The organism is Pseudomonas sp. NPDC088885 (assembly GCF_044750025.1).
Taxonomy (GTDB): domain Bacteria; phylum Pseudomonadota; class Gammaproteobacteria; order Pseudomonadales; family Pseudomonadaceae; genus Aquipseudomonas; species Aquipseudomonas rustica.
On sequence record NZ_JBIVJB010000087.1, the window covers coordinates 1 to 20232 of the forward strand.

General features: G+C 60.9%; 18 protein-coding genes. 9 read left to right on the plus strand and 9 right to left on the minus strand.

The genetic code is table 11. From position 1 onward, the window contains the following. The 4 genes from mutL to ACIP1X_RS23335 form a co-directional block, all read right to left on the minus strand. A partial coding sequence (mutL, locus tag ACIP1X_RS23320; RefSeq protein ID WP_400755352.1) for a DNA mismatch repair endonuclease MutL occupies nucleotides 1-1838 on the minus strand: 1838 nt, incomplete at its 3' end. A gap of 8 nt (nucleotides 1839-1846) precedes the next feature. Continuing rightward, nucleotides 1847-3280: an N-acetylmuramoyl-L-alanine amidase gene (locus tag ACIP1X_RS23325; RefSeq protein ID WP_218586048.1), complete on the minus strand. Its 1434-nt coding sequence runs from the start codon at nucleotides 3278-3280 to the stop codon at nucleotides 1847-1849. 3 nt (nucleotides 3281-3283) lie between these two features. After that, nucleotides 3284-3754, minus strand: a complete 471-nt coding sequence (gene tsaE, locus ACIP1X_RS23330) for a tRNA (adenosine(37)-N6)-threonylcarbamoyltransferase complex ATPase subunit type 1 TsaE (protein ID WP_053116768.1) — start codon at nucleotides 3752-3754, stop codon at nucleotides 3284-3286. Beyond that, entirely contained in the window at nucleotides 3742-5241 is a 1500-nt protein-coding gene (locus ACIP1X_RS23335) for an NAD(P)H-hydrate dehydratase (RefSeq protein ID WP_400755341.1), read from the minus strand. Before ACIP1X_RS23335 ends, tsaE begins: the two co-directional genes overlap by 13 nt. A gap of 63 nt (nucleotides 5242-5304) precedes the next feature. On the opposite strand from ACIP1X_RS23335, the gene queG reads away from it, so the two are divergent. After that, nucleotides 5305-6375, plus strand: coding sequence for a tRNA epoxyqueuosine(34) reductase QueG (gene queG / locus ACIP1X_RS23340; protein ID WP_400755343.1), 1071 nt, complete (start codon nucleotides 5305-5307; stop codon nucleotides 6373-6375). 141 nt (nucleotides 6376-6516) lie between these two features. Here queG and ACIP1X_RS23345 read toward each other — a convergent pair whose 3' ends face one another. Together ACIP1X_RS23345 and orn are read right to left on the minus strand one after the other, a co-directional pair. After that, nucleotides 6517-7128, minus strand: coding sequence for a trimeric intracellular cation channel family protein (locus ACIP1X_RS23345; RefSeq protein ID WP_095120635.1), 612 nt, complete (start codon nucleotides 7126-7128; stop codon nucleotides 6517-6519). Between the two features lie 175 nt (nucleotides 7129-7303). After that, nucleotides 7304-7846, minus strand: coding sequence for an oligoribonuclease (orn, locus tag ACIP1X_RS23350; protein ID WP_053116764.1), 543 nt, complete (start codon nucleotides 7844-7846; stop codon nucleotides 7304-7306). A 107-nt stretch (nucleotides 7847-7953) separates the two neighbouring features. Here orn and rsgA point away from each other — a divergent pair, with 107 nt between their 5' ends. From rsgA to ACIP1X_RS23370, 4 genes are all read left to right on the plus strand, one after another. Continuing rightward, nucleotides 7954-8985 (plus strand): small ribosomal subunit biogenesis GTPase RsgA, encoded by a 1032-nt coding sequence (rsgA, locus tag ACIP1X_RS23355; RefSeq protein ID WP_007915800.1) that lies wholly within the window; start codon nucleotides 7954-7956, stop codon nucleotides 8983-8985. Between the two features lie 211 nt (nucleotides 8986-9196). Further along, a complete protein-coding gene (locus tag ACIP1X_RS23360) occupies nucleotides 9197-9604 on the plus strand; it encodes a TIR domain-containing protein (RefSeq protein WP_400755345.1) in 408 nt (135 codons plus the stop codon). Nucleotides 9605-9606: 2 nt separating this feature from the next. Next, nucleotides 9607-10566 (plus strand): caspase family protein, encoded by a 960-nt coding sequence (locus ACIP1X_RS23365; RefSeq protein ID WP_053116762.1) that lies wholly within the window; start codon nucleotides 9607-9609, stop codon nucleotides 10564-10566. Continuing rightward, nucleotides 10566-11051, plus strand: coding sequence for a toll/interleukin-1 receptor domain-containing protein (locus tag ACIP1X_RS23370; RefSeq protein ID WP_053116761.1), 486 nt, complete (start codon nucleotides 10566-10568; stop codon nucleotides 11049-11051). The genes ACIP1X_RS23365 and ACIP1X_RS23370 overlap by 1 nt, the downstream gene beginning before the upstream one ends. Nucleotides 11052-11403: 352 nt before the next feature. On the opposite strand, the gene motB is transcribed toward ACIP1X_RS23370, so the two are convergent. Together motB and motA are read right to left on the minus strand one after the other, a co-directional pair. Next, the gene (motB, locus tag ACIP1X_RS23375; RefSeq protein ID WP_282357909.1) at nucleotides 11404-12456 is read right to left on the minus strand and encodes a flagellar motor protein MotB; all 1053 of its coding nucleotides are present in this window, start codon (nucleotides 12454-12456) and stop codon (nucleotides 11404-11406) included. 3 nt (nucleotides 12457-12459) lie between these two features. Continuing rightward, entirely contained in the window at nucleotides 12460-13311 is an 852-nt protein-coding gene (motA, locus tag ACIP1X_RS23380) for a flagellar motor stator protein MotA (RefSeq protein WP_053116758.1), read from the minus strand. 166 nt (nucleotides 13312-13477) lie between these two features. On the opposite strand from motA, the gene ACIP1X_RS23385 reads away from it, so the two are divergent. The 4 genes from ACIP1X_RS23385 (at nucleotide 13478) to ACIP1X_RS23400 (ending at nucleotide 18750) form a co-directional block, all read left to right on the plus strand. Then, entirely contained in the window at nucleotides 13478-15016 is a 1539-nt protein-coding gene (locus ACIP1X_RS23385; RefSeq protein ID WP_400755347.1) for an HDOD domain-containing protein, read from the plus strand. Nucleotides 15017-15058: 42 nt separating this feature from the next. Beyond that, the gene (gene rhdA, locus ACIP1X_RS23390) at nucleotides 15059-15874 is read left to right on the plus strand and encodes a thiosulfate sulfurtransferase (RefSeq protein WP_400755349.1); all 816 of its coding nucleotides are present in this window, start codon (nucleotides 15059-15061) and stop codon (nucleotides 15872-15874) included. Between the two features lie 18 nt (nucleotides 15875-15892). Further along, nucleotides 15893-16753, plus strand: coding sequence for an archaetidylserine decarboxylase (gene asd / locus ACIP1X_RS23395; RefSeq protein WP_053116755.1), 861 nt, complete (start codon nucleotides 15893-15895; stop codon nucleotides 16751-16753). A 245-nt stretch (nucleotides 16754-16998) separates the two neighbouring features. Further along, entirely contained in the window at nucleotides 16999-18750 is a 1752-nt protein-coding gene (locus ACIP1X_RS23400) for a molecular chaperone (protein WP_400755351.1), read from the plus strand. A 104-nt stretch (nucleotides 18751-18854) separates the two neighbouring features. On the opposite strand, the gene serB is transcribed toward ACIP1X_RS23400, so the two are convergent. After that, on the minus strand, nucleotides 18855-20069 hold the full coding sequence (serB, locus tag ACIP1X_RS23405; protein WP_159811704.1) for a phosphoserine phosphatase SerB: 1215 nt from the start codon (nucleotides 20067-20069) through the stop codon (nucleotides 18855-18857). Nucleotides 20070-20232: the final 163 nt, after the last annotated feature.

Sequence of the window (20232 nt, forward strand, 5' to 3'; positions counted from 1 at the left end):
CCATGGTTGCATTGACCGCTGCGCTCGGTGTTTTCCATGTCACGCAGCAGGCCGTTCATTTCCGGCAGGGCCAGGCGCCGGTTGGCGCGGATCGCGCCGTGGCAGGCCATGGTGCCGAGCAGTTCGTTCAGGTGCGCCTGAATCCGGTCACTGGTGCCGTACTCCATCAAGTCCGAGAGTACATCGCCGACCAAGCGGTTGGCTTCGGCTTGCTTCAACAAGGCTGGAATTTGGCGGATCGCCAGAGTTTCCGGGCCCAGCCGCTGTAGTTCAAAGCCCAGACGTTGAAACCATGCGGCGTGCTCTTCAGCACAATCGGCTTCGCGCTGACTGACTGCCAACGACTCTGGCACCAGCAATGGCTGACCGCTCAAGCCTTCGCTGGCCATGGCGATCTTAAGGCGCTCATACATGATCCGCTCGTGCGCGGCGTGCATGTCCACCAGCACAAGGCCTTGGGCGTTCTCGGACAAAATGTAGATGCCTTTGAGCTGCGCCAGCGCGTAACCCAGCGGCGGAATGTCTTCCTGACCGGCCGGCAGCGCATTGGCATTGGCTTCGGGCAGCGGCGCAAAAAACTCGCGATACGCAGCCTGCGCTTCGGCAGCCGGCGGCATGCCCGACTGCGGGCGCGGTGTGTATTGATACTGATAAGCGCCGCCAGCGCTGGCACCGGACGACGTGTTAAACGCCGGTTGTGCCTGCGGTTGTTCCAGCAGCGCATTGGCCGCCAAACGCATTTCGCCTTGCGGGCCGAACTCGCCGGCATCGAGGCCGGATGGGCGAACGACGGCAGTGGTGACGGAGCCGGCCAGTTGATCTTCCGGCCGCACATCGCCCAACGCGCGGTGCAACGTGCCGTAAAGGAAGTCATGCACCATGCGCCCGTCACGGAAGCGCACTTCGTGTTTGGTCGGATGGACGTTGACGTCGACTGCCGCCGGATCAACTTCGAAAAACAGCGCAAACGTCGGGTGACGGCCGTTGAACAGCACGTCGCGATAGGCCTGACGCACCGCGTGGGCGACCAGTTTGTCGCGCACGGCCCGGCCATTCACAAAGAAATACTGTAAATCCGCCTGGCTACGGTTGAAGGTCGGCAAACCGACCCAGCCCCATAAGTGCAGGCCGTTGCGCTCGATCTCGATCGGCAGCGCCTGCTCAAGGAAACCCGAGCCGCAAATCGCCGCTACACGCCGTGCGCGGGCCGCATCATCGTGGGCCTCGTGCAGGCTGAGGATGGTTTTGCCGTTGTGGCGCAAATGAAAAGCCACGTCGAAACGCGCCAGCGCCAGACGTTTGATCACTTCTTGCAGGTGATCGAATTCGGTTTTTTCGGTCTTGAGGAATTTGCGCCGCGCCGGGGTGTTGAAAAACAGGTCACGGACTTCCACCGAGGTGCCGACCGGATGCGCCGCCGGTTGAACCCGCGGTGCCATGTCGCGACCTTCGGTTTCAACTTGCCAGGCCTGTTCGGCATCGCGGGTACGCGAAGTCAGGGTCAGGCGCGCCACGGAGCTGATCGACGCCAGTGCCTCACCCCGGAAACCGAGGCTCATCACTTGCTCGAGGTCTTCGAGATTGCGGATCTTGCTGGTGGCGTGGCGGGCCAGCGCCAGCGGCAGGTCATCGGCGGAAATACCGCTGCCGTCATCACGGACGCGCAGCAGCTTGACGCCGCCCTGCTCGACATCGACATCGATGCGTTTGGCGCCGGAGTCGAGGCTGTTTTCCAGCAACTCCTTGATCACCGAGGCCGGACGTTCAACCACCTCACCGGCGGCAATCTGGTTCGCCAGCCGTGGGCTGAGCAGTTCGATGCGCGCGGCAGCGTTCAGCACTTCGTTCATTCTTTGGACGCCAGTTCGGTGCCAGGAATGGTCAGGTGCTGGCCGACTTTCAGCTCATCACTTTTCAGATTGTTCGCGCTGCGCAGCGTGGCCGGCGACACCTGATAACGCACGCCGATCATTGCCAGGGTTTCACCCGGGCCGACGCGATGATCGCGCGGGCCTTGGGCGATTTTTCCGGAATCACGCAGCCAGGCGATGTAGGTGCCCGGTGGCGGATTCTGCTGGAAGAACTGGCGCACGCCGCTGCTGATCGAACGCGCCAGCGCTTGCTGGTGGCTTGAGGCCGAGAGCTTGTTGGCTTCGTTGGCGTTGGAGATAAACCCGGTTTCGACCAGGATCGACGGGATGTCCGGCGACTTCAACACCATAAACCCGGCTTGTTCCACGCGCTGTTTGTGCAACGGCGTGACGCGGCCGATGTTGGTCAGGACTTTCTGGCCGACGTTGAGGCTGGAGGTCAGCGAGGCGGTCATCGACAGGTCGAGCAATACGCCCGCGAGCATGCGGTCTTTATCGTCGAGGCTGACGTTGCCGGCACCACCGATCAAGTCGGAACGGTTTTCGCTGTCGGCCAGCCAACGCGCGGTCTCCGAGGTTGCGCCACGATCAGACAGGGCAAACACCGAGGCACCGAAGGCTGCCGCAGACGGCGCGGCGTCGGCGTGGATCGACACGAACAGATCGGCGCCTTTTTTGCGGGCGATTTCGGTACGGCCACGCAACGGGATGAAGTAGTCGCCCGTACGGGTCAGTTCGGCGCGGAAGCCTTTCATGCCGTTGACCTGACGTTGCAGTTCGCGGGCGATCTGCAGCACCACGTCTTTCTCACGCTGCCCGCGCGAGCCGGACGCACCCGGGTCTTCGCCACCGTGGCCGGCGTCGATCACCACAATAATGTCGCGCTTGCCGGCCGGGGCTGGGGGCAACTTGATCGCCGGTTCTGTCGGGGTGACCGGCACTGCTGGTATGGTCGCGACCGAAGGGGTCGGCGCAGGTGTTGGAGCGGGTTCGGCGTCGGCTGCGTTGTCGAACAAGTCGACCACCAGACGGTTGCCATACTGCCCGTTCGGCGCCAGCGAGAAGCTTTTCGGGGTGACGGCTTTTTTCAGGTCGATGACCACGCGCAGGTCGGTCGGCGTGCGTTGTGCCGAGCGCATGGCGGTGATCGGGGTGTTCGCAGTCTGCAATTTCAGCGGCGCACCCAAGGTGGCGCCATTGATGTCGATCACCAGCCGATCCGGAGCGGTCAGGGTGAAGACGCTGTGCTGCACCGGGCCGCTCAGGTCGAAGACCAGTCGCGTGTTATCCGGCGCTCGCCACAAGCGCACGCTGTTGACCTTTGAATCGGCCACAGCGTTGACGGTTACTGCCATCAACAACAGTCCAACGGCAGCCACCAACGCGCGAAAGCGCATACCTAACCCCATCATTTAATTGGATTCCAATGCCAAAGCGGCACACCAAGCCTCGCCACGCGAGCCCTGGGATAAAATTTTCAGCGAACGCCCGCTGTCTTGCGGGCTAATGGTAATGGTCAGGTCAGGCTTTGGCAAAAAGCCTGCACCTTTATCGGGCCACTCGATCAGGCACAGCGCATCGTCTTCGAAGTAATCGCGGATGCCGAGAAACTCCAGCTCTTCCGGATCGACCAGTCGATACAGGTCGAAGTGGAAGGCGCGGACGTCACCGATCTCGTAGGGCTCGACCAATGTGAAGGTCGGACTTTTTACCGAGCCCACGTGGCCCAGGCCACGAATAATGCCCCGCGACAGCGTGGTTTTGCCCATCCCGAGGTTGCCTTCCAGAAAAATCAGGCCGTGGCCCTGGGTCACGCGGGCGATCCGTGCGCCAAAGTCGCTCATGGCCTGTTCATCGGCCAGGTACAGGGTTACTTCAGACACGGTGCTTGCTCCTCCAACAACTGACGAATGGCTGGAATCAGATCACTGGCCGCCAGCCCACGGCCCAATTTGCCTTGTTGCGCCCCGGCGTTGGCGTGCAGCCACACGGCCAGACACGCGGCGTCGAAACTTTGCATACCCTGCGCCAGCAACGCGCCGGTCAAACCGGCCAGCACGTCACCCAACCCGGCGGTCGCCATTGCCGGATGGCCCTGATGACACAGCGCCAGACGCCCATCGGGATGTGCGATCAGAGTACCGGCACCTTTGAGAGTTACAGTCGCTGCGTATTTTTTGCTCAATGCCCGCGCGGCGGCCGGTCGATCAGCCTGCACTTCGGCGGTACTGATGCCGAGCAGCCGCGCCGCTTCGCCGGGATGCGGGGTGATCACGCAATCCTTGGGCAGCTGCACAAAACCGCTCGCCAGCAGGTTCAACGCGTCGGCGTCCCAGACTTGCGGCAACGGCGCATTGGCAGCCGCCGACAGCAACGCCCGCCCCCAACTGGCCTGGCCGAGTCCGGGGCCGATCACCAGTGTTGAGACTTTTTCCAGCAAGCCCATCAATTGATTGGCCGACGATGTGCCGAGCGTCATCACCTCCGGCACACGAGTCAGCGCTGCCGGGACATGCTCCGGGCGCGTCGCCAGCGAAACCATACCGGCGCCGCTGCGCAAGGCGCTTTCGGTGCTGAGCAGGATCGCCCCGCCAAACCCGTGATCGCCACCGATCAGCAGCACATGGCCGAAACGACCTTTGTGCGAAGTCGGCGTACGCGCCGCCAGTTTCGGAAGATTAGCCGGGTTGAGCCGTTGGGCGATGACCGGAATGTCACGATAAATGCCGGCGCTGGCTTGCAGATCATTAAACAGCAACGAGCCGATGTGATCAGCCGCATCGCCCGTGAACAAACCGAGTTTCAGCCCGATAAAGGTCACCGTCAGATCGGCCTGCACGGCGGCGCCGAGCACATGCCCGGTGTCTGCACATAAACCAGAAGGAATATCGACGGCCGTTACCGGCAAGCCGCTGGCGTTAATGGCTTTGATCGCCGAGAGGTAAGGCTCGCGCACGTCACCGCTCAAACCGGTGCCGAGCAAGGCATCAAGAATGACGCCGCGCAGTTCGCTGTGAGCCTGCCAGCCTTGCACCGCGACGCCTTCAGCCAACGCCTCGGCATACGCCAAAGCGGCATCGCCCTGCAATCGCTGCGGATCGCCGACCGCCAACACCCGCACCTGCCACCCGGCTCGCTGTGCCATGGCCGCGACCAGATAACCGTCGCCAGCATTGTTGCCATGCCCGGCCAGCACCGTCAGTTCGGTCGCCGACGGCCATTGCCGAACCAGCGCGCGCCACGTTGCATGCGCCGCGCGCTGCATCAATTCGAAGCCCGGCGTGCCGGCGGCAATCAGCCGCGCATCGAGTTCGCGCACCTGTGCGGCGCCATACAGCGCGTCGGGTGATTCATCTTTCGTGTGCGGCATGCGTCTTCGGGCTCCGATGTCTGGCAGAATTATACGCACCTCAGCTCTGGTTTCTCTCGCCTCATGTCCGCCATCACCACAGACCTGCCCGCCCTCGCCCAATCGATCAAGGATTGGGGCCGCGAGCTGGGCTTTCAGCAAGTCGGCATCAGCGGTCTGGATCTCGCCGAGCATGAACAGCATCTGCAGCGCTGGCTCGCGGCCGGCTACCACGGCGAAATGGACTACATGGGCGCCCACGGCAGCAAACGCTCGCACCCGGAAGAACTGGTGCCGGGCACATTGCGCGTGGTTTCGCTGCGCATGGACTACCTGCCCGGCGATACCGAAATGGCCAAACGCCTGGCCCAACCGGAAAAAGCCTACGTCTCGCGTTATGCCTTGGGCCGCGATTACCACAAATTGATCCGTAAACGTGTTCAACAATTGGCCGACAAGATTCAATCCGAGATCGGCCCGTTCGGTTTTCGCGCCTTTGTCGACAGCGCGCCGGTGCTGGAAAAAGCCATCGCCGAACAGGCCGGACTGGGCTGGATCGGCAAAAACACCTTGGTGCTGAACCGCAAGGCTGGCAGCTACTTCTTCTTGAGCGAGTTGTTCGTCGACTTGCCGTTGCCGGTCGATGATCCGCACAGCACCGAACATTGCGGCCGCTGCACCGCGTGCCTCGACATCTGCCCGACCAATGCCTTCGTCGGCCCGTATGTGCTGGACGCGCGACGCTGCATTTCGTACCTGACCATCGAACTGAAAAACGCGATCCCCGAAGACCTGCGCCCACTGATCGGCAACCGCGTGTTTGGCTGCGACGACTGCCAGATCGTCTGCCCGTGGAACCGCTTCGCCAAACCCTCTGGGGAGAGCGACTTCAAACCACGGCACAATCTCGACAATGCGGAACTGGCTGAGTTGTTTATGTGGGACGAGGATAAATTCCTCAGCAGCACCGAAGGCTCACCACTGCGCCGCGCCGGGTATGAACGCTGGTTGCGCAATCTGGCAGTAGGGCTCGGTAATGCGCCGTCGAGCATTCCAGTGCTGGAAGCGTTGAAGGCACGGCGGGATTATCCGTCAGAGCTGGTGCGCGAGCATGTGGAGTGGGCGCTTAAGCAACATGCTGAACGCGCCGTTTAACGCGATGATTCAACGCTCAATTGGGGTAATTTTCCATTAAATGGGGTATTTAGAGACTCAAATACCCCATTTACCTGACTCCCCCTCACGAACTATTCAACAATTCCGACAGGATATTTCGACCGCAGTAAGCAGACGATTTCAAGGCGCGTCGTTATAGACGAACTTGGGCATTTCCCAGTGGAAGCGGATCGCCAGCAGGCGCAGCAGGAAACCGCCGAACAGTGTGATCAGAATCGCCTGTTCGCTTGGCACGTTCAGATACAGGCAAAGCATGTAACACCACGCCGCCGCGAACGAGACGCTGGCGTAGAGTTCTCGGCGGAAGATCAGCGGGATGTCGTTGCAGAAGATGTCGCGGAGGATGCCGCCGAAGACGCCGGTGATCACGCCGCTGACGGAGGCCACCAGCATGCCGTGGCCCATTTCCAGTGCGGTCATGCAGCCGATCAGTGTGAACGCCACCAGGCCGACGGCGTCGAGCACCAGAAACAGTGAGCGCAGGTGGCGCATCCAGCGGGCGGTGAACACGGTGAACATTGCTGCGACCGAGGTCAGCACCAGGTATTCCGGGTGTTTGACCCACGTCAGCGGGTAGTGTCCGAGCAGTACGTCGCGCACCGAACCGCCGCCCAACGCCGTGACGCAGGCGATCAACACCACGCCAAACCAGTCCATGCCGCGACGGCCGGCGGACAGCGCGCCGGTCATGGCTTCAGCGGTGATGGCAATCAGATAGAGCATCAGCAACATGGTGGCGATCCAGTCAGGAAGGCGCGCAGTCTAGCCATTTCGGTGCGGCACCAAAAGAGGGCGCCGCAGCAAACACAAAACCCCGTAGGAGCTGCCGCAGGCTGCGATCTTATGATTTTGCCTTTAAAAAAAGATCAAAAGATCGCAGCCTGCGGCAGCTCCTACAGGGATCGCATCAGAACTTGATGAAGTGCTTGCGGTAGTGCTGCAGCTCGGCGATCGATTCGCGAATATCGTCCAGCGCCAAATGGGTGCTGCCCTTTTTGAAGCTGTCACGCACATCCGGTGCCCAGCGTGCGGCCAGTTCCTTGAGCGTCGAGACGTCGAGGTTGCGGTAGTGGAAATAGCTTTCCAGCGCTTTCATGTGGGTATAAAGGAAGCGCCGATCCTGGCAGATGCTGTTGCCGCAGATCGGCGACTTGCCCTTCGGCACCCATTTCTCGAGGAAGGCGATGGTTTCCGCTTCGGCTTCGGCCATGCTGATGCGGCTGTCGCGCACGCGCTGGGTCAGGCCGGAGTTGCCGTGGGTGCGGGTGTTCCATTCGTCCATGCGCGCGAGCACTTCGTCGCTGTGGTGGATGGCGATCACCGGGCCTTCGGCCAGGGTGTTGAGGTCACTGTCGGTGACGATGGTGGCCATTTCGATGATGACGTCGTTGTCCGGGTCAAGGCCGGTCATTTCGAGGTCGATCCAGATCAGATTCTGCGGGTTTTGCATGTTTCGGCTCCTGAGCAATGCTGCGCAGTTTAGCCTAGGCCGGCTGCCGGGCGTGCTAAACTCGCGGCCGTTTTACCTAATCGCTGCATTCTTCAGACGGAACACCCATGGCCAAACGCCAACTCAATCGTCGTCAAAACTGGCGCATCGAAAAGATTCAGGGCGAACGCGCCGCACGCGCCGCCAAACGCGAGTCCTCGGCTGTCGAAGCCCTGGAGGGCGGCGACCTGGGCCCGGAACAGACCGGCCTGGTGATCGCTCACTTCGGTGTGCAAGTCGAAGTCGAGGCCATTGACGGCGAACAGGCCGGCCAGGTTTTCCGCTGCCACTTGCGCGCCAACCTGCCTGCGCTGGTGACCGGCGACACGGTTGTCTGGCGTGCCGGCAATCAGGGCATCGGTGTGATCGTCGCGCAACTGCCGCGTACCACCGAACTCTGCCGTCCGGACAGCCGCGGCCAGTTGAAGCCGGTCGCGGCCAACGTCGACATGATCGTCATCGTCTTCGCCCCGCTGCCCGAGCCGCATGCCAACCTGATCGACCGCTATCTCGTAGCCGCCGAACACGCCGGCATCCGCCCGTTGCTGCTGCTGAACAAATTCGACCTGATCGACGAGCACAACGCACCGGCGCTCAATGCGCTGCTGGCGGTGTACCGCACGCTCGGTTATCCGGTGCTGGAAGTGTCGGCGCACCACGGTGACGGCATGGAACAGCTGCAAAAGCAGCTCGACGGACGCATCAGCGTGTTCGTCGGTCAGTCCGGTGTCGGCAAGTCGTCGCTGGTCAACAGCTTGCTGCCTGAAGTGGAAACCCGCGTCGGGCCGTTGTCCGAGCTGTCCGGTCAGGGCACGCACACGACGACCACCGCGCGCCTGTTCCACTTCCCCGGCGGCGGTGAGCTGATCGACTCCCCGGGTATCCGTGAATTCGGCCTCGGCCACGTCAGCCGTGCCGATGTTGAAGCCGGTTTCATCGAGTTCGACGACCTGCTCGGCACTTGCCGTTTCCGCGACTGCAAGCACGACCGCGAGCCAGGCTGTGCCTTGCTCAAGGCACTGGAAGACGGCCGCGTTCAGCAACAGCGCATGAACAGCTACCGCTCGATCATCGCCAGCCTGCCCGAAAACGGCTATTAAACAGTCGCACCGGCAGCCCTTTCCCCAAGGGCTGCCGGATGTCGGTTTTCCCCTGACACCCTCCTCCCTTTTTTAAACATCGGTCTTTTCTGTAGGACTTCTGCACGCCTGCCTGCAGGACATTTCTCTTTCTTCGCCCAAGCCTTGTGGGCACGTTTCATGAGCCTACATTGAGTTCCTCGTCGCACGTCCGCGCCCCAGAGGAACCCCCATGCAAACCTACCATTTGTTCATCAGCCACTCGTGGAACTACTCCCACGCCCACGACAATCTGGTGCGCCTGCTCAGTGCCCACCCCGACTTCACCTACAAGAATTTTTCGGTGCCGCCGCACAACCCGATCATGGGCGCGCAGACCGACAAACAGCTCGAAGAAGCCATCGAAAACAAGATTCGTCCGTGCTCGGCGGTGCTGATCATGGCCGGCATGTATTCGACCTACAGCAAGTGGATCAACAAGGAAATCGAGATCGCCAAGCGCATGGGCAAGCTGATCATCGCGGTGAAACCGTTCGGCGCCGAGCGCATTTCCACGGTGGTGCGTAACGCCGCACACGCCGAATGCGCGTGGAACACCAACAGCATCGTCGGCGCGATCCGCCTGCACACGGCGGCCTGATCATGCGCAAGGGACTGTTTATCGGCATCAACGACTACACGCATATTTCGCGCCTGAGCGGTTGCAGCAATGACGCCATGGCCATGGCCTCGGTGCTGAAAACCGACGCCGACGGCGACCCCAACTTCAAGAATGTCGTGCTGACGTCGGCCGAGGATTACCTGGGTCGGGAGATGCTCGAAGACCAGATCCGCGAGCTGTTTTCCGGCGACTGCAATGTCGCCCTGCTGTATTTCGCCGGGCATGGCGGTTTCGATACCGACAATGACGAAGGCATGTTGCTGCCCCAGGATTATCGCAACGCCAAGGACGGCATCCGCATCAGCGACATCCTCAACTGGGCGAGCAAAGCCACACGCATCAAGAACAAAGTGATCATCCTCGATTGCTGCCAAAGCGGCGCCGCCGGTGAAGTGCGCGCCTTGCGCAGCGAAAGCAGTGTGGTCGGCGAAGGCATGACCATTCTCACCGCGTGCAAAAAGGAAGAACCGGCCATGGAAGGCGCGCAACACGGCGTGTTTACCGGTTTGCTGCTGCAGGCATTGCATGGCGGCGCGGCGAATATTCTCGGCAAGATCACGCCCGGCAGCCTCTATTCCTTTGTCGATAACGCGCTCGACGCTTGGGAACAACGCCCGGTGTTCAAGACCAATGTGTCGCAGTTCATTTCCCTGCGCGAAGTCTCGCCGCTGATCCCCAAAGAGATCCTGCGCAAATTGCCCGAATGGTTTGCCGAAGCCGAATCGACCTACCCGCTCGATCCCAGCTACGAACCGACCGAGGCCAGCTTCAATCCGGAACACGGCGAGGTCTTCGCGCAACTGCAGAAGTGCAATCGCCACAGCCTGATCGAACCGGTCGACGCCGAGCACATGTACTACGCCGCCCTCCACTCCACCGGCTGCCGCCTCACCGCGCTCGGCGCCTACTACCGCGAACTCGCAATCAAAGGACACTTCTGATGCCTGTGTTTATCAGCTACCGCCACATGGATCGTATGCAGGCCATGGCGATCAACAGTCGCCTGAAACAGGCGAACATCAAGACTTATCTGGATGTGCTCGATCCGGAATCACAGACCACCGACGACATCACCGGCGTCATCACCCGCAACATCACCGAGTGCACGCACTTGCTGGCGGTGGTCTCGGAGCGGACGGCTTCGTCGTGGTGGGTGCCGTTCGAGATTGGCGAGGCGACCATCAGCAACCGGCGGATCTGCTCGTTCAAGACCGGGCCGGCGGAGCTGCCGCTGTATCTGGATAAATGGCCGAAATTGAGTACGGATAAAGATCTGGATTTCTTTATTGATGCTTATCGTGAGGAAGTGACGAATAAGCGCTCGGTGATGCTGGATTCGATGAGTGAGTCGATGAAGGGGACTTACAAGAGGAATGCCGAGCAGTTTCATGATCAGTTGAAGGGCAGGATTCGGCGGGGGTTTTGATTGGTCGGTCTGGCTTGAGAGCCCCTCACCCTAGCCCTCTCCCGGAGGGAGAGGGGACTGACAGCGGTGATTGTGCGAGGTACGCCGACCTGAAATATCGAGTAGAACTCAGGTTTTGAACTGCACAAAGATCTGCTCCCTTGCATCAGTCAAAAGCAGACTCTGAACAGCATGAAGATCGGCTCCCCTCCTTCAGTCAAACGCAAATTTTGACAACCACGAAGATCGGCTCCCTTTCCCCTCTACCCCTTGGGGGAGAGGGCTGGGGTGAGGGGGTGCTCTTGGCGCCACACCAAATCTCAAACCGCCAGCCACAAAAAAAAGCCGACATTACTGGCGGCTTTTTCGTCTCTTACTGCTTCGGCGCAGGAGCCGGCGCTGGCGCCGCACTCCCCGGTTCCGCCGGTTTCGGCGCGGCGTCATCAAACAGATTCAACCGTTCACGCAACTCATGCGGCGGCACCGGTTGCTGATCCGCCGGCAGAGCATTCGGATCAACCGGCGTTGCCGGGGTGGCGCCGTTGTGGCTTTCATCGACTGGTTTCGCCGCGTCCGCACCTTGCGCACCCTCGATCGCTTCCTGGGCCTTTTTGGTCAGGACGACGATGTCGATACGACGGTTGACCGGGTTGAACGGGTTTTCCCGGTCGAACAACGCCGACGAGGCATAACCGACGACCCGCGCCACCTGCGCATCCGGATAGCTACCCGCTACCAGTGCACGACGTGCAGCGTTGGCGCGGTTGGCCGACAGCTCCCAGTTACCGAAATCGCCAGTGCCCGTGTACGGCTTGGCGTCGGTGTGGCCGCTGATGCTGATTTTGTTCGGCACCGCTTTGATGGTGTCGGCCATCGCCAGCAGGATGTCTTCGAAGTACGGCTTCAGGCGTGCAGAACCTGAGTCGAACATCGGCCGGTTTTCAGCGTCCATGATCTGGATGCGCAAACCATTCGGAGTGATCTCGAAGAGGATCTGATCCTTGAATTTCTGCAGCTGCGGGTTCTCGTCAACCTTGTTCTGCAGTTCTTGCAGGAGCAGTTCCAGACGTTCTTTCTCGACCTGCTCGGCCATGCCTTCGACCTGTTCGGTGTCGACGGTGACCTTGTCTGGTTGCGGCTGGGATTTCACCTCAGGGTTGAGGGTGTTTTCCGGCGCCAGGGTCGGCGTGCCGCCCAAGTCGATGATGTACGGCGTGCCGCTTTCGGAGAAGCCGACCGGGTCTTTGAAATAACCGGCGATGGCGATCTTCTGCTCGGGTGTGGCGGTGGACAACAGCCACAGCACGAGGAAGAACGCCATCATCGCCGTCGCAAAGTCGGCGAAGGCGATTTTCCACGCTCCGCCGTGATGCCCACCGGCTATGCGCTTGACGCGCTTGATGATAATCGGCTGATTATTTTCCATGACTTAGCGACCGCGAACCGCTTGTTCCAGCTCGGCGAAGCTTGGACGGTGCGCCGGGTACAGCACCTTGCGCCCGAACTCGACTGCCAGCGATGGCGGCATGCCAGAAGCCGAAGCCACCAGCGAGGCCTTGATGGCTTCGTAAACGTTCAGCTCTTCTTTGGCATCGTGGGCCAGCGAATGCGCCAGCGGGCCGAAGAAACCGTACGCCGCGAGAATACCGAAGAAGGTACCGACCAGTGCCGCACCGACGTGCAGACCGATGGATTTCTGATCGCCTTCACCCAGCGAAGCCATGGTCACCACGATACCGAGTACCGCCGCAACAATACCGAAACCCGGCATGGCGTCGGCGATGCCGTTCACCGCGTGGGATGGGTGTTCGAGGTCTTCTTTAAGGCTGTACAGCTCCATGTCGAACAAGCCTTCCAGCTCGTGCGGGGCCATGTTGCCGGACGACATGATGCGCAGGTAATCGCAGATGAACGCGGTCATGCGTTCGTCTTTGAGCACGGCCGGGTACTTGGCGAAGATCGGGCTCGCGGCGGCATCTTCGATGTCGCCCTCGATGGCCATCATGCCTTCGCGGCGGCTCTTGTTGAGGATCTCGTAGATCAGACCCAGCACTTCCAGATAGAACGTGTGGGTGAAGCGCGAACTGAACATGCTCAGGGACTTCTTGAGCACGTGCATCGTCATGTAGCCGGGGTTGGCCTGCAGGAACGCACCGAGTGCCGCGCCACCGATAATCAACACCTCGAAAGGCTGGATCAGGGCGGCAATTTTGCCGTGGGAAAGCACGTATCCGCCGAGCACGCTCGCGAATACGACGATGATGCCGATAATTTTAGCCATAGGTAGAAAGTACTTATTTAAGTCGGGTTCAAGGTCATATTCGGAAGTTAAAAAATCTCTTCTTCTACTTATCGGCAAAACTGCGCCAGACTATAGCCAGTTCAGGCGAAAAGCCAATTTAGCCCATGCCGGGCGCGTCTAAAGCAGATGAAGATCCCGTCCAGACATGGCTAATGAAACGAACGTCCCACACGCAAAACCGACCACCCTCGAAGGCTGGGTCAAGCTGCTCGACAGCGTTCGCCTGCCCGTGCCGCAAGAGGCACACGACAAGGTCTGTCGCGCGATCCGTGATAACCGCAGCTCGCTGCGCGACATCGCCGATTTGATGCAGGACAGCCCGGCGCTGGCCTTGAGCATCATCCGTGAGGCCAATCGTCACACCCACGGCAACATGGGCACGCCGGCGGAAAATCTGGAAGTGGCGATCAACCGTCTCGGCCTCGCCCGCACCGAAGAACTGCTCGCGCGCCTGCCAGCCGAACCGCAAATGCAAATCCCCAAGGCCCTGCGCCAATTGCAGATGATCAGCCAGCACGCGACGCAACAGGCCAATGGCTTTTTCGCCAGTCGCCTGGCGCGGCTGTGGCAGGACATTCATTGGGGCAGCCTGTTGTTTCTGTCGCCGCTGTGGCCACTGGCGCTGACTTATCCACAGTTGCTCGACGAGTGGGAGCTGCGGGTTATCCACAAGGGCGAATCGGCGCGCACCGTCGAAAAGCAATTGTTCGGCGTGCGCCTGCTGCGGATCGCGGAAGCGCTGGTTGCGGTCTGGCACCTGCCGATCTGGGTGCAGCAAGGCTATAAATTGTTGCTCAGCGAACAGCGTGAACTGGTCAAAGTGCTGCGCATCGCCCGCGACAGCGAACACCCGCTGCGCCAGCAAAATCGCCTCGACGATGACCCGACCCTGCGCCGCTGGCTCAATCAACCGGCCAACACCGTGCTGCTGGCCAACGGTCTGGCGCTCTCGGCGCAACAGGCCTGGGACAGTCCGCACAGTGAACGCTGGCAGTACCTGACCAGCCTGTATCTGCAGATTTCCATGGACGAGGTGCAGCAACAGTTGCACCAACAAGCCGCGAACAGTGCCCGGCAACATGCGATGCCTGATTTGTGGCACCCAGCGGTTTCGCTGTTGTGGCCGTGGGGCACTCGTCGTTTACCCGCCGGGATGTTGCCCGCCGCCGCGCCGACCTCTGAAGACCTGGGCCAGTGGCGTAAGCAATGCGCCGAACTGCTGGCTGAGCCGAGCCGTTTCACCAATGCCATGAGCCTGACCGTCGCCGCCCGCGATGCGCTGGTGGCCAGCGGCATGCGTCGGGTGATGATCCTGATGGCTGACCGCACGCAATCCAATCTGCGCGTGAATCAAACCTTCGGCCTGCCGAAAGAAGCGGCGGCGCTGAATTTTGTCGTCAGCCAGAGCAGCGTGCTGCAACGTTTGCTCGCGCAACAGGCGCAGGTGCGGATCAACCCGGACAACAACGCACAGTTTTCCGCGTTGCTGCCACCGGGCCTGCGCACGTTGTTTCGCGGCGAGCATTTGTTCCTGCGTTCATTGGTCAACAATGGCCGGGTGATCATGATCGTCGTCGCCGATCAGGGCGGCGGGCCGTTTGCCGACATCACCGTGCAGGCCTTTGGCAAAACCGCGCAGTGCATCGAAAAAGCCCTGCACAGCTTTAGCAGCCGTGGCCGATGAGGCTGCGCTACAATCCTCCCCTTTGTGCTCTGGAGACCTCGCATGTCTGACTTCTCTGGCTTGCCGCTCGTCATCGAACCGAGCGACCTGCTGCCTCGGCTTGAGTCTGAAGAGCTGATTCTGGTGGATCTGACCAGTGCCGCCCGCTACACCGAGGGACATCTCCCCGGCGCGCGCTTTGTCGACCCCAAGCGTACCCAGCTCGGCCAGCCGCCGGCGCCGGGTTTGCTGCCGGCCAAAGCCGATCTGGAAGCGTTGTTCGGTGAGCTGGGCCATCGCAAGGACGCGGTTTACGTGGTTTACGACGACGAGGGCGGCGGCTGGGCCGGGCGCTTCATCTGGTTGCTCGACGTGATCGGTCACCACAAGTACCACTATATAGACGGTGGTTTGCCGGCGTGGCTGGCGGATGGCATGCCGATGTCGATTCAAGTGCCGGCAGCCGTCGGTGGCCCACTGCCGTTGACCCTGCACGACGAGCCGACCGCGACCCGTGAATACCTGCAAAGCCGTCTCGGTGCTGTCGATCTGGCGATCTGGGATGCGCGCGGGCCGCTGGAATACTCCGGCGAGAAAGTGCTGGCCGCCAAGGCCGGGCACATCCCCGGCGCGGTCAATTTCGAATGGACGGCGGGCATGGACAAGGCGCGTCAGCTGCGAATTCGTACTGACATGCCGCAGATCCTCGAAGACCTCGGGATCACCAAGGACAAAGAAATCATTACCCACTGCCAGACCCATCACCGGTCGGGCTTCACTTATCTGGTGGCCAAATCCCTCGGTTATCCGCGGGTCAAAGGCTACGCCGGTTCCTGGGGCGAATGGGGCAACCACCCTGACACGCCAGTCGAGATTTAAGGTTTTTAAGGACAACTAATGAAAGAGCGTCTGTTTATCCTCAGTCAGTACCTGCTGCCTCATCACCTGCTGTCGCGCCTGGCCGGCTGCGTTGCCGAGTGCCGCGTGCGCTGGTTCAAAAATGCGTTCACCCAGTGGTTCGCCAAGCGTTATCAAGTCGACATGTCGCAAGCGCTGGTGGAAGACCTGACCGCTTACGAGCACTTCAACGCCTTCTTCACCCGCGCCCTGAAAGACGGCGCGCGCCCGCTGGACGAAACCCCGGGCGCGATCCTCAGCCCGGCCGACGGTGCGGTCAGCCAGCTCGGCCCGATCGAACACGGTCGCGTGTTCCAGGCCAAGGGCCACAGCTTCAGCGTGCTCGAACTGCTCGGCGGTGATGCGGCCAATGCGGCACCGTTCATGGGCGGCGACTTCGCCACTATTTACCTGTCGCCGAAGGACTACCACCGCGTGCACATGCCGCTGGCCGGCACCTTGCGCGAGATGGTCTATATCCCGGGCCGGATTTTCTCGGTGAATCAGACCACCGCTGAAAACGTGCCGGAACTGTTCGCTCGCAACGAGCGTGTGGCGTGCATTTTCGACACCGAGCGCGGCCCGATGGCGGTAGTGCTGGTCGGCGCGATGATCGTTGCTTCGATTGAAACCGTGTGGGCCGGTCTGGTCACCCCGCCGAAGCGTGAGCTGAAAACCTTCCGCTACGACGAAGCCGCCCGTGCGCCGATCCATCTGGAGAAAGGTGCTGAACTGGGCCGCTTCAAACTTGGCTCGACCGCAATCGTGCTGTTCGGCCCGGATCAGGTGAAGTGGGCTGAAGAACTGGTTGCCGGTTCGCCGGTGCAGATGGGCCAAGGCCTGGCACTGCCAAACGCCTGAGTACGCATCGACCGTCATGGATTCCCCTGACGGTCGATACCTCTGTAGGAGCTGCCGAAGGCTGCGATCTTTTGATCTTTGGACGCGGAGCGTCCACGGCTGCATTCCCACGCAGAGCGTGGGAACGATCAAGATCAAAAGATCGCAGCCTGCGGCAGCTCCTACACGTTGTTTTGTGTGCATCGTCAATGACGATGCGTTGAGGCAGAACACCCGCTCGCTTATTTGCTGCTATGGTTTTTGGCATGAGCCAGACCATTTCTCCCCCACAGTTGCGCGCCCCGACCCCGAGTCAGCCGCGCCTGTCATTTTGCGAAGCCACCCCGCGCGACCTCAAGCGCTGGATCGCCGGCCTGCCCAAGGCCAACATCGGCGAAACCGCCCGCCAGTTGTATCAAGGCCTAGGCGAACTCAACCAATTACTCACCCCCAGCGACAATCGTCTGCACCTGCTCGAATTGCTGCGGCCCGAGGTGTATTTCGTCTGTCAGCATCTGGAGCGACATTTCCTGCATCAAGCGATCATGCTCGATGAGCGTTCGCGCAAGATCAGCAATCTGTGCCAAGCCCTGCAAAGTCATTTGGCGATCGGTTACAAACAGATCGTTCTGCGGATTGCGCCGAAGTACAGCAAGGATCGTGCGGCGTTGGTTGGATTAGCTTTGCAGCGCGCAGCCCATGCGTTGAAGGGCCAACTGGTTCGCGCAACCCAGCTATACAGTCCGCCGCCAGAGCATCTGTGGTTTGAACTGCATCAGCTCTATCGCATCGCGTGTGAATTGCAGCTGCAACAGCGGCGCGTGCATGACGATCTGGCCAGCCTGACCACCGAGCTGAGCCTCGAACAAACTTACATCGCCGCCCTGCTCCTCGGCAGCGCGCGCTGCAATCAACTGCGCCAGAACCAGATCGCCCGCCTTGCCGAAGTGCTTGAACCATGGAGCGCCCTGCTCAAGCTGCACCCCGGTACGCCCGACGACGGCCTGTTTGCGATCAGCGCCGAACTCGATGTCGGCCCGCGTTACCGCAGCATGTTTCGCAGTGAGCAGCGCGCCGGTTTGCTCGGCTTCGATCCGCAACCACTGGTGAATACCCTCGAAGCGCATTTGCTGCATCAGGACACGTCCAAGCCTTTGCCCGTCCCGACCGGGCTGAGTTTCGACACGCTGCAACATTTACACGCGACGTGGGGCGAAGCGGCTGAACGCAGTTTTCAGCGCACTGTCGGCCAAGGCAATCTGACCGTGTGCGTGGGCATGAGCGCCCTGCACTTCTACCTTGGCGGTGAGCGCAGTTTCAGCGACATGCTCAAACATCCCGGCGCCCGCGCAGCGAATTTCAGCCACGCCGTGGTTCAAGGTGAAAAGGACAGCTGGAGCCAGGCCTTCGATGCCGCACCACAGAACAACGAGCAGTTTTTACCCTACGAAGAAATCCAGTACGACCATCTCGGCGAAGATGAAAGCAGCGCCGACGCCGCACCGCACTATCCGACTTATGCGTTGCCCGTGATCAATCACAGCCCCGGCGGTTACTGCCTGGGTTGGCCGAAAGAAGTCCCCGCCGAATTGCAGGCCGGGGAAATGCTCGGCATTCAGGACAGCGCCAGTCTGGGCTGGAGCATCGCGGTGATTCGCTGGATTCGTCAGGTGCGCGGCGGCGGCACGCAAATGGGCATTGAACTGGTGGCGCCACACGCGCAGCCCTGCGGCTTGCAACTGGTGCGTTCGCGGGACGATCACAGCCAGTATTTGCGTGGATTATTGCTGCCGGAGATCAGCGCCATCGACGTGCCCGCGACGCTGCTGGCGCCGCGCCTGCCATTTCAGGAGGGCAGCAAAGTGCTGATCAACACCCACGGCGAAGAACACCGCGCCGGGCTGGATAGGCGGGTGGCGAGTACGCACAGTTTTAATCAGTTCGCTTACCGCTCGCTGGAGGCCGCGCAGAATGGCGGGAGCGAGGAGGATTTTGATTCGTTGTGGAAGTCACTCTAGACCGAGGCGCGCCCTTCGCGAGCAGGCTCGCTCCCACAGTTAAATGCATTTCAAATGTGGGAGCGAGCCTGCTCGCGAAGAGGCCAAGTCAGGCGATAGAGATCTCAGAGCTGCCCATCACGATCACGGAAACCCAGCAAATACAGCACACCATCCAGACCCAACGTCGAAATCGCCTGCTTCGCCGATTGCTTCACCAACGGCTTGGCGCGGAAGGCCACACCCAGCCCGGCAATCGCCAGCATCGGCAGATCGTTCGCGCCATCGCCCACGGCAATGGTCTGCTCCAGACGCAAACCTTCTTTATGCGCCAGCTCTTTCAGCAGGTCAGCCTTACGCTGCGCATCGACAATCGGCTCGATCGCCACGCCGGTGCACTTGCCGTCGACCACTTCCAGTTCGTTGGCGAACACGTAGTCGATGCCGAGTTTGGCCTGCAATTGTTTGGCGAAATAGGTGAAGCCGCCAGACAGGATCGCGGTCTTGTAACCCAGACGTTTGAGCTCGGCGAACAACGTTTCCGCGCCCTCGGTCAGACGCAGCGAAGCGCCGATCGAATCAAGCACGCTGACGTCGAGGCCTTTGAGCAGCGCCAGACGTTCTTTGAAACTGGCGCGGAAATCCAGTTCGCCGGACATCGCCCGTTCGGTAATGGCCGACACCTGTTCGCCGACACCGGCAGCCTTGGCCAGCTCATCGATCACTTCGGCTTCGATCAGCGTCGAGTCCATGTCGAACACGGCCAGACGCCGGTTGCGACGGAACAGCGAGTCTTCCTGGAAAGCGATGTCGACGTTCAGCTCTTGGGCGACGCTGAGGAATTCGGCGCGCAGGGCCTGCGGATCGGCCGCTTCGCCACGCACGGAAAACTCGATGCAGCCCTTGCCCTTGTCCGCCGGCGTGTCCAGCGGCATACGACCCGACAGACGGTCAATGTGGTCGATGTTCAAACCGTATTTGGCCGTGATCGCACTGACGGCCTGCAATTGGCCGGCGGTCACTTTGCGGGTCAGCAAGGTCACGATGTGGCGTTTTTTGCCCTGGTTGCCCACCCATTGCTGGTAATCCTCTTCGGACACCGGGGTGAAGCGCACCTGCTGGTCGAGCTCGTAGCCCTTGAACAGGATGTCCTTGAGCACGGATTTGCCTTGCTCGGAGTCGGGAATTTCAACCAGGATGCCGAACGACAGGGTGTCGTGGATCACCGCCTGACCGATATCGAGAATGTTCACACCACCTTGTGCCAGAACACCGGTAATGGCTGCCGTCAGACCCGGACGGTCGACTCCCGTGATGTTAATCAGGACGATTTCGCGCAACGCGCACCCCCGCAACTGGAAAAAAACCGCATTCTACCCACTTTCAGTGACCATCGGGCCCCGTCAGCGCTTTGCCGGTCTAGGGCGTGTCGCTCTACGGGGCGTCAAGTTGACGGACCTAGGAGGCGAGCTCTGGGTTCCGGCGGGGGCGAGGGTGATGGGG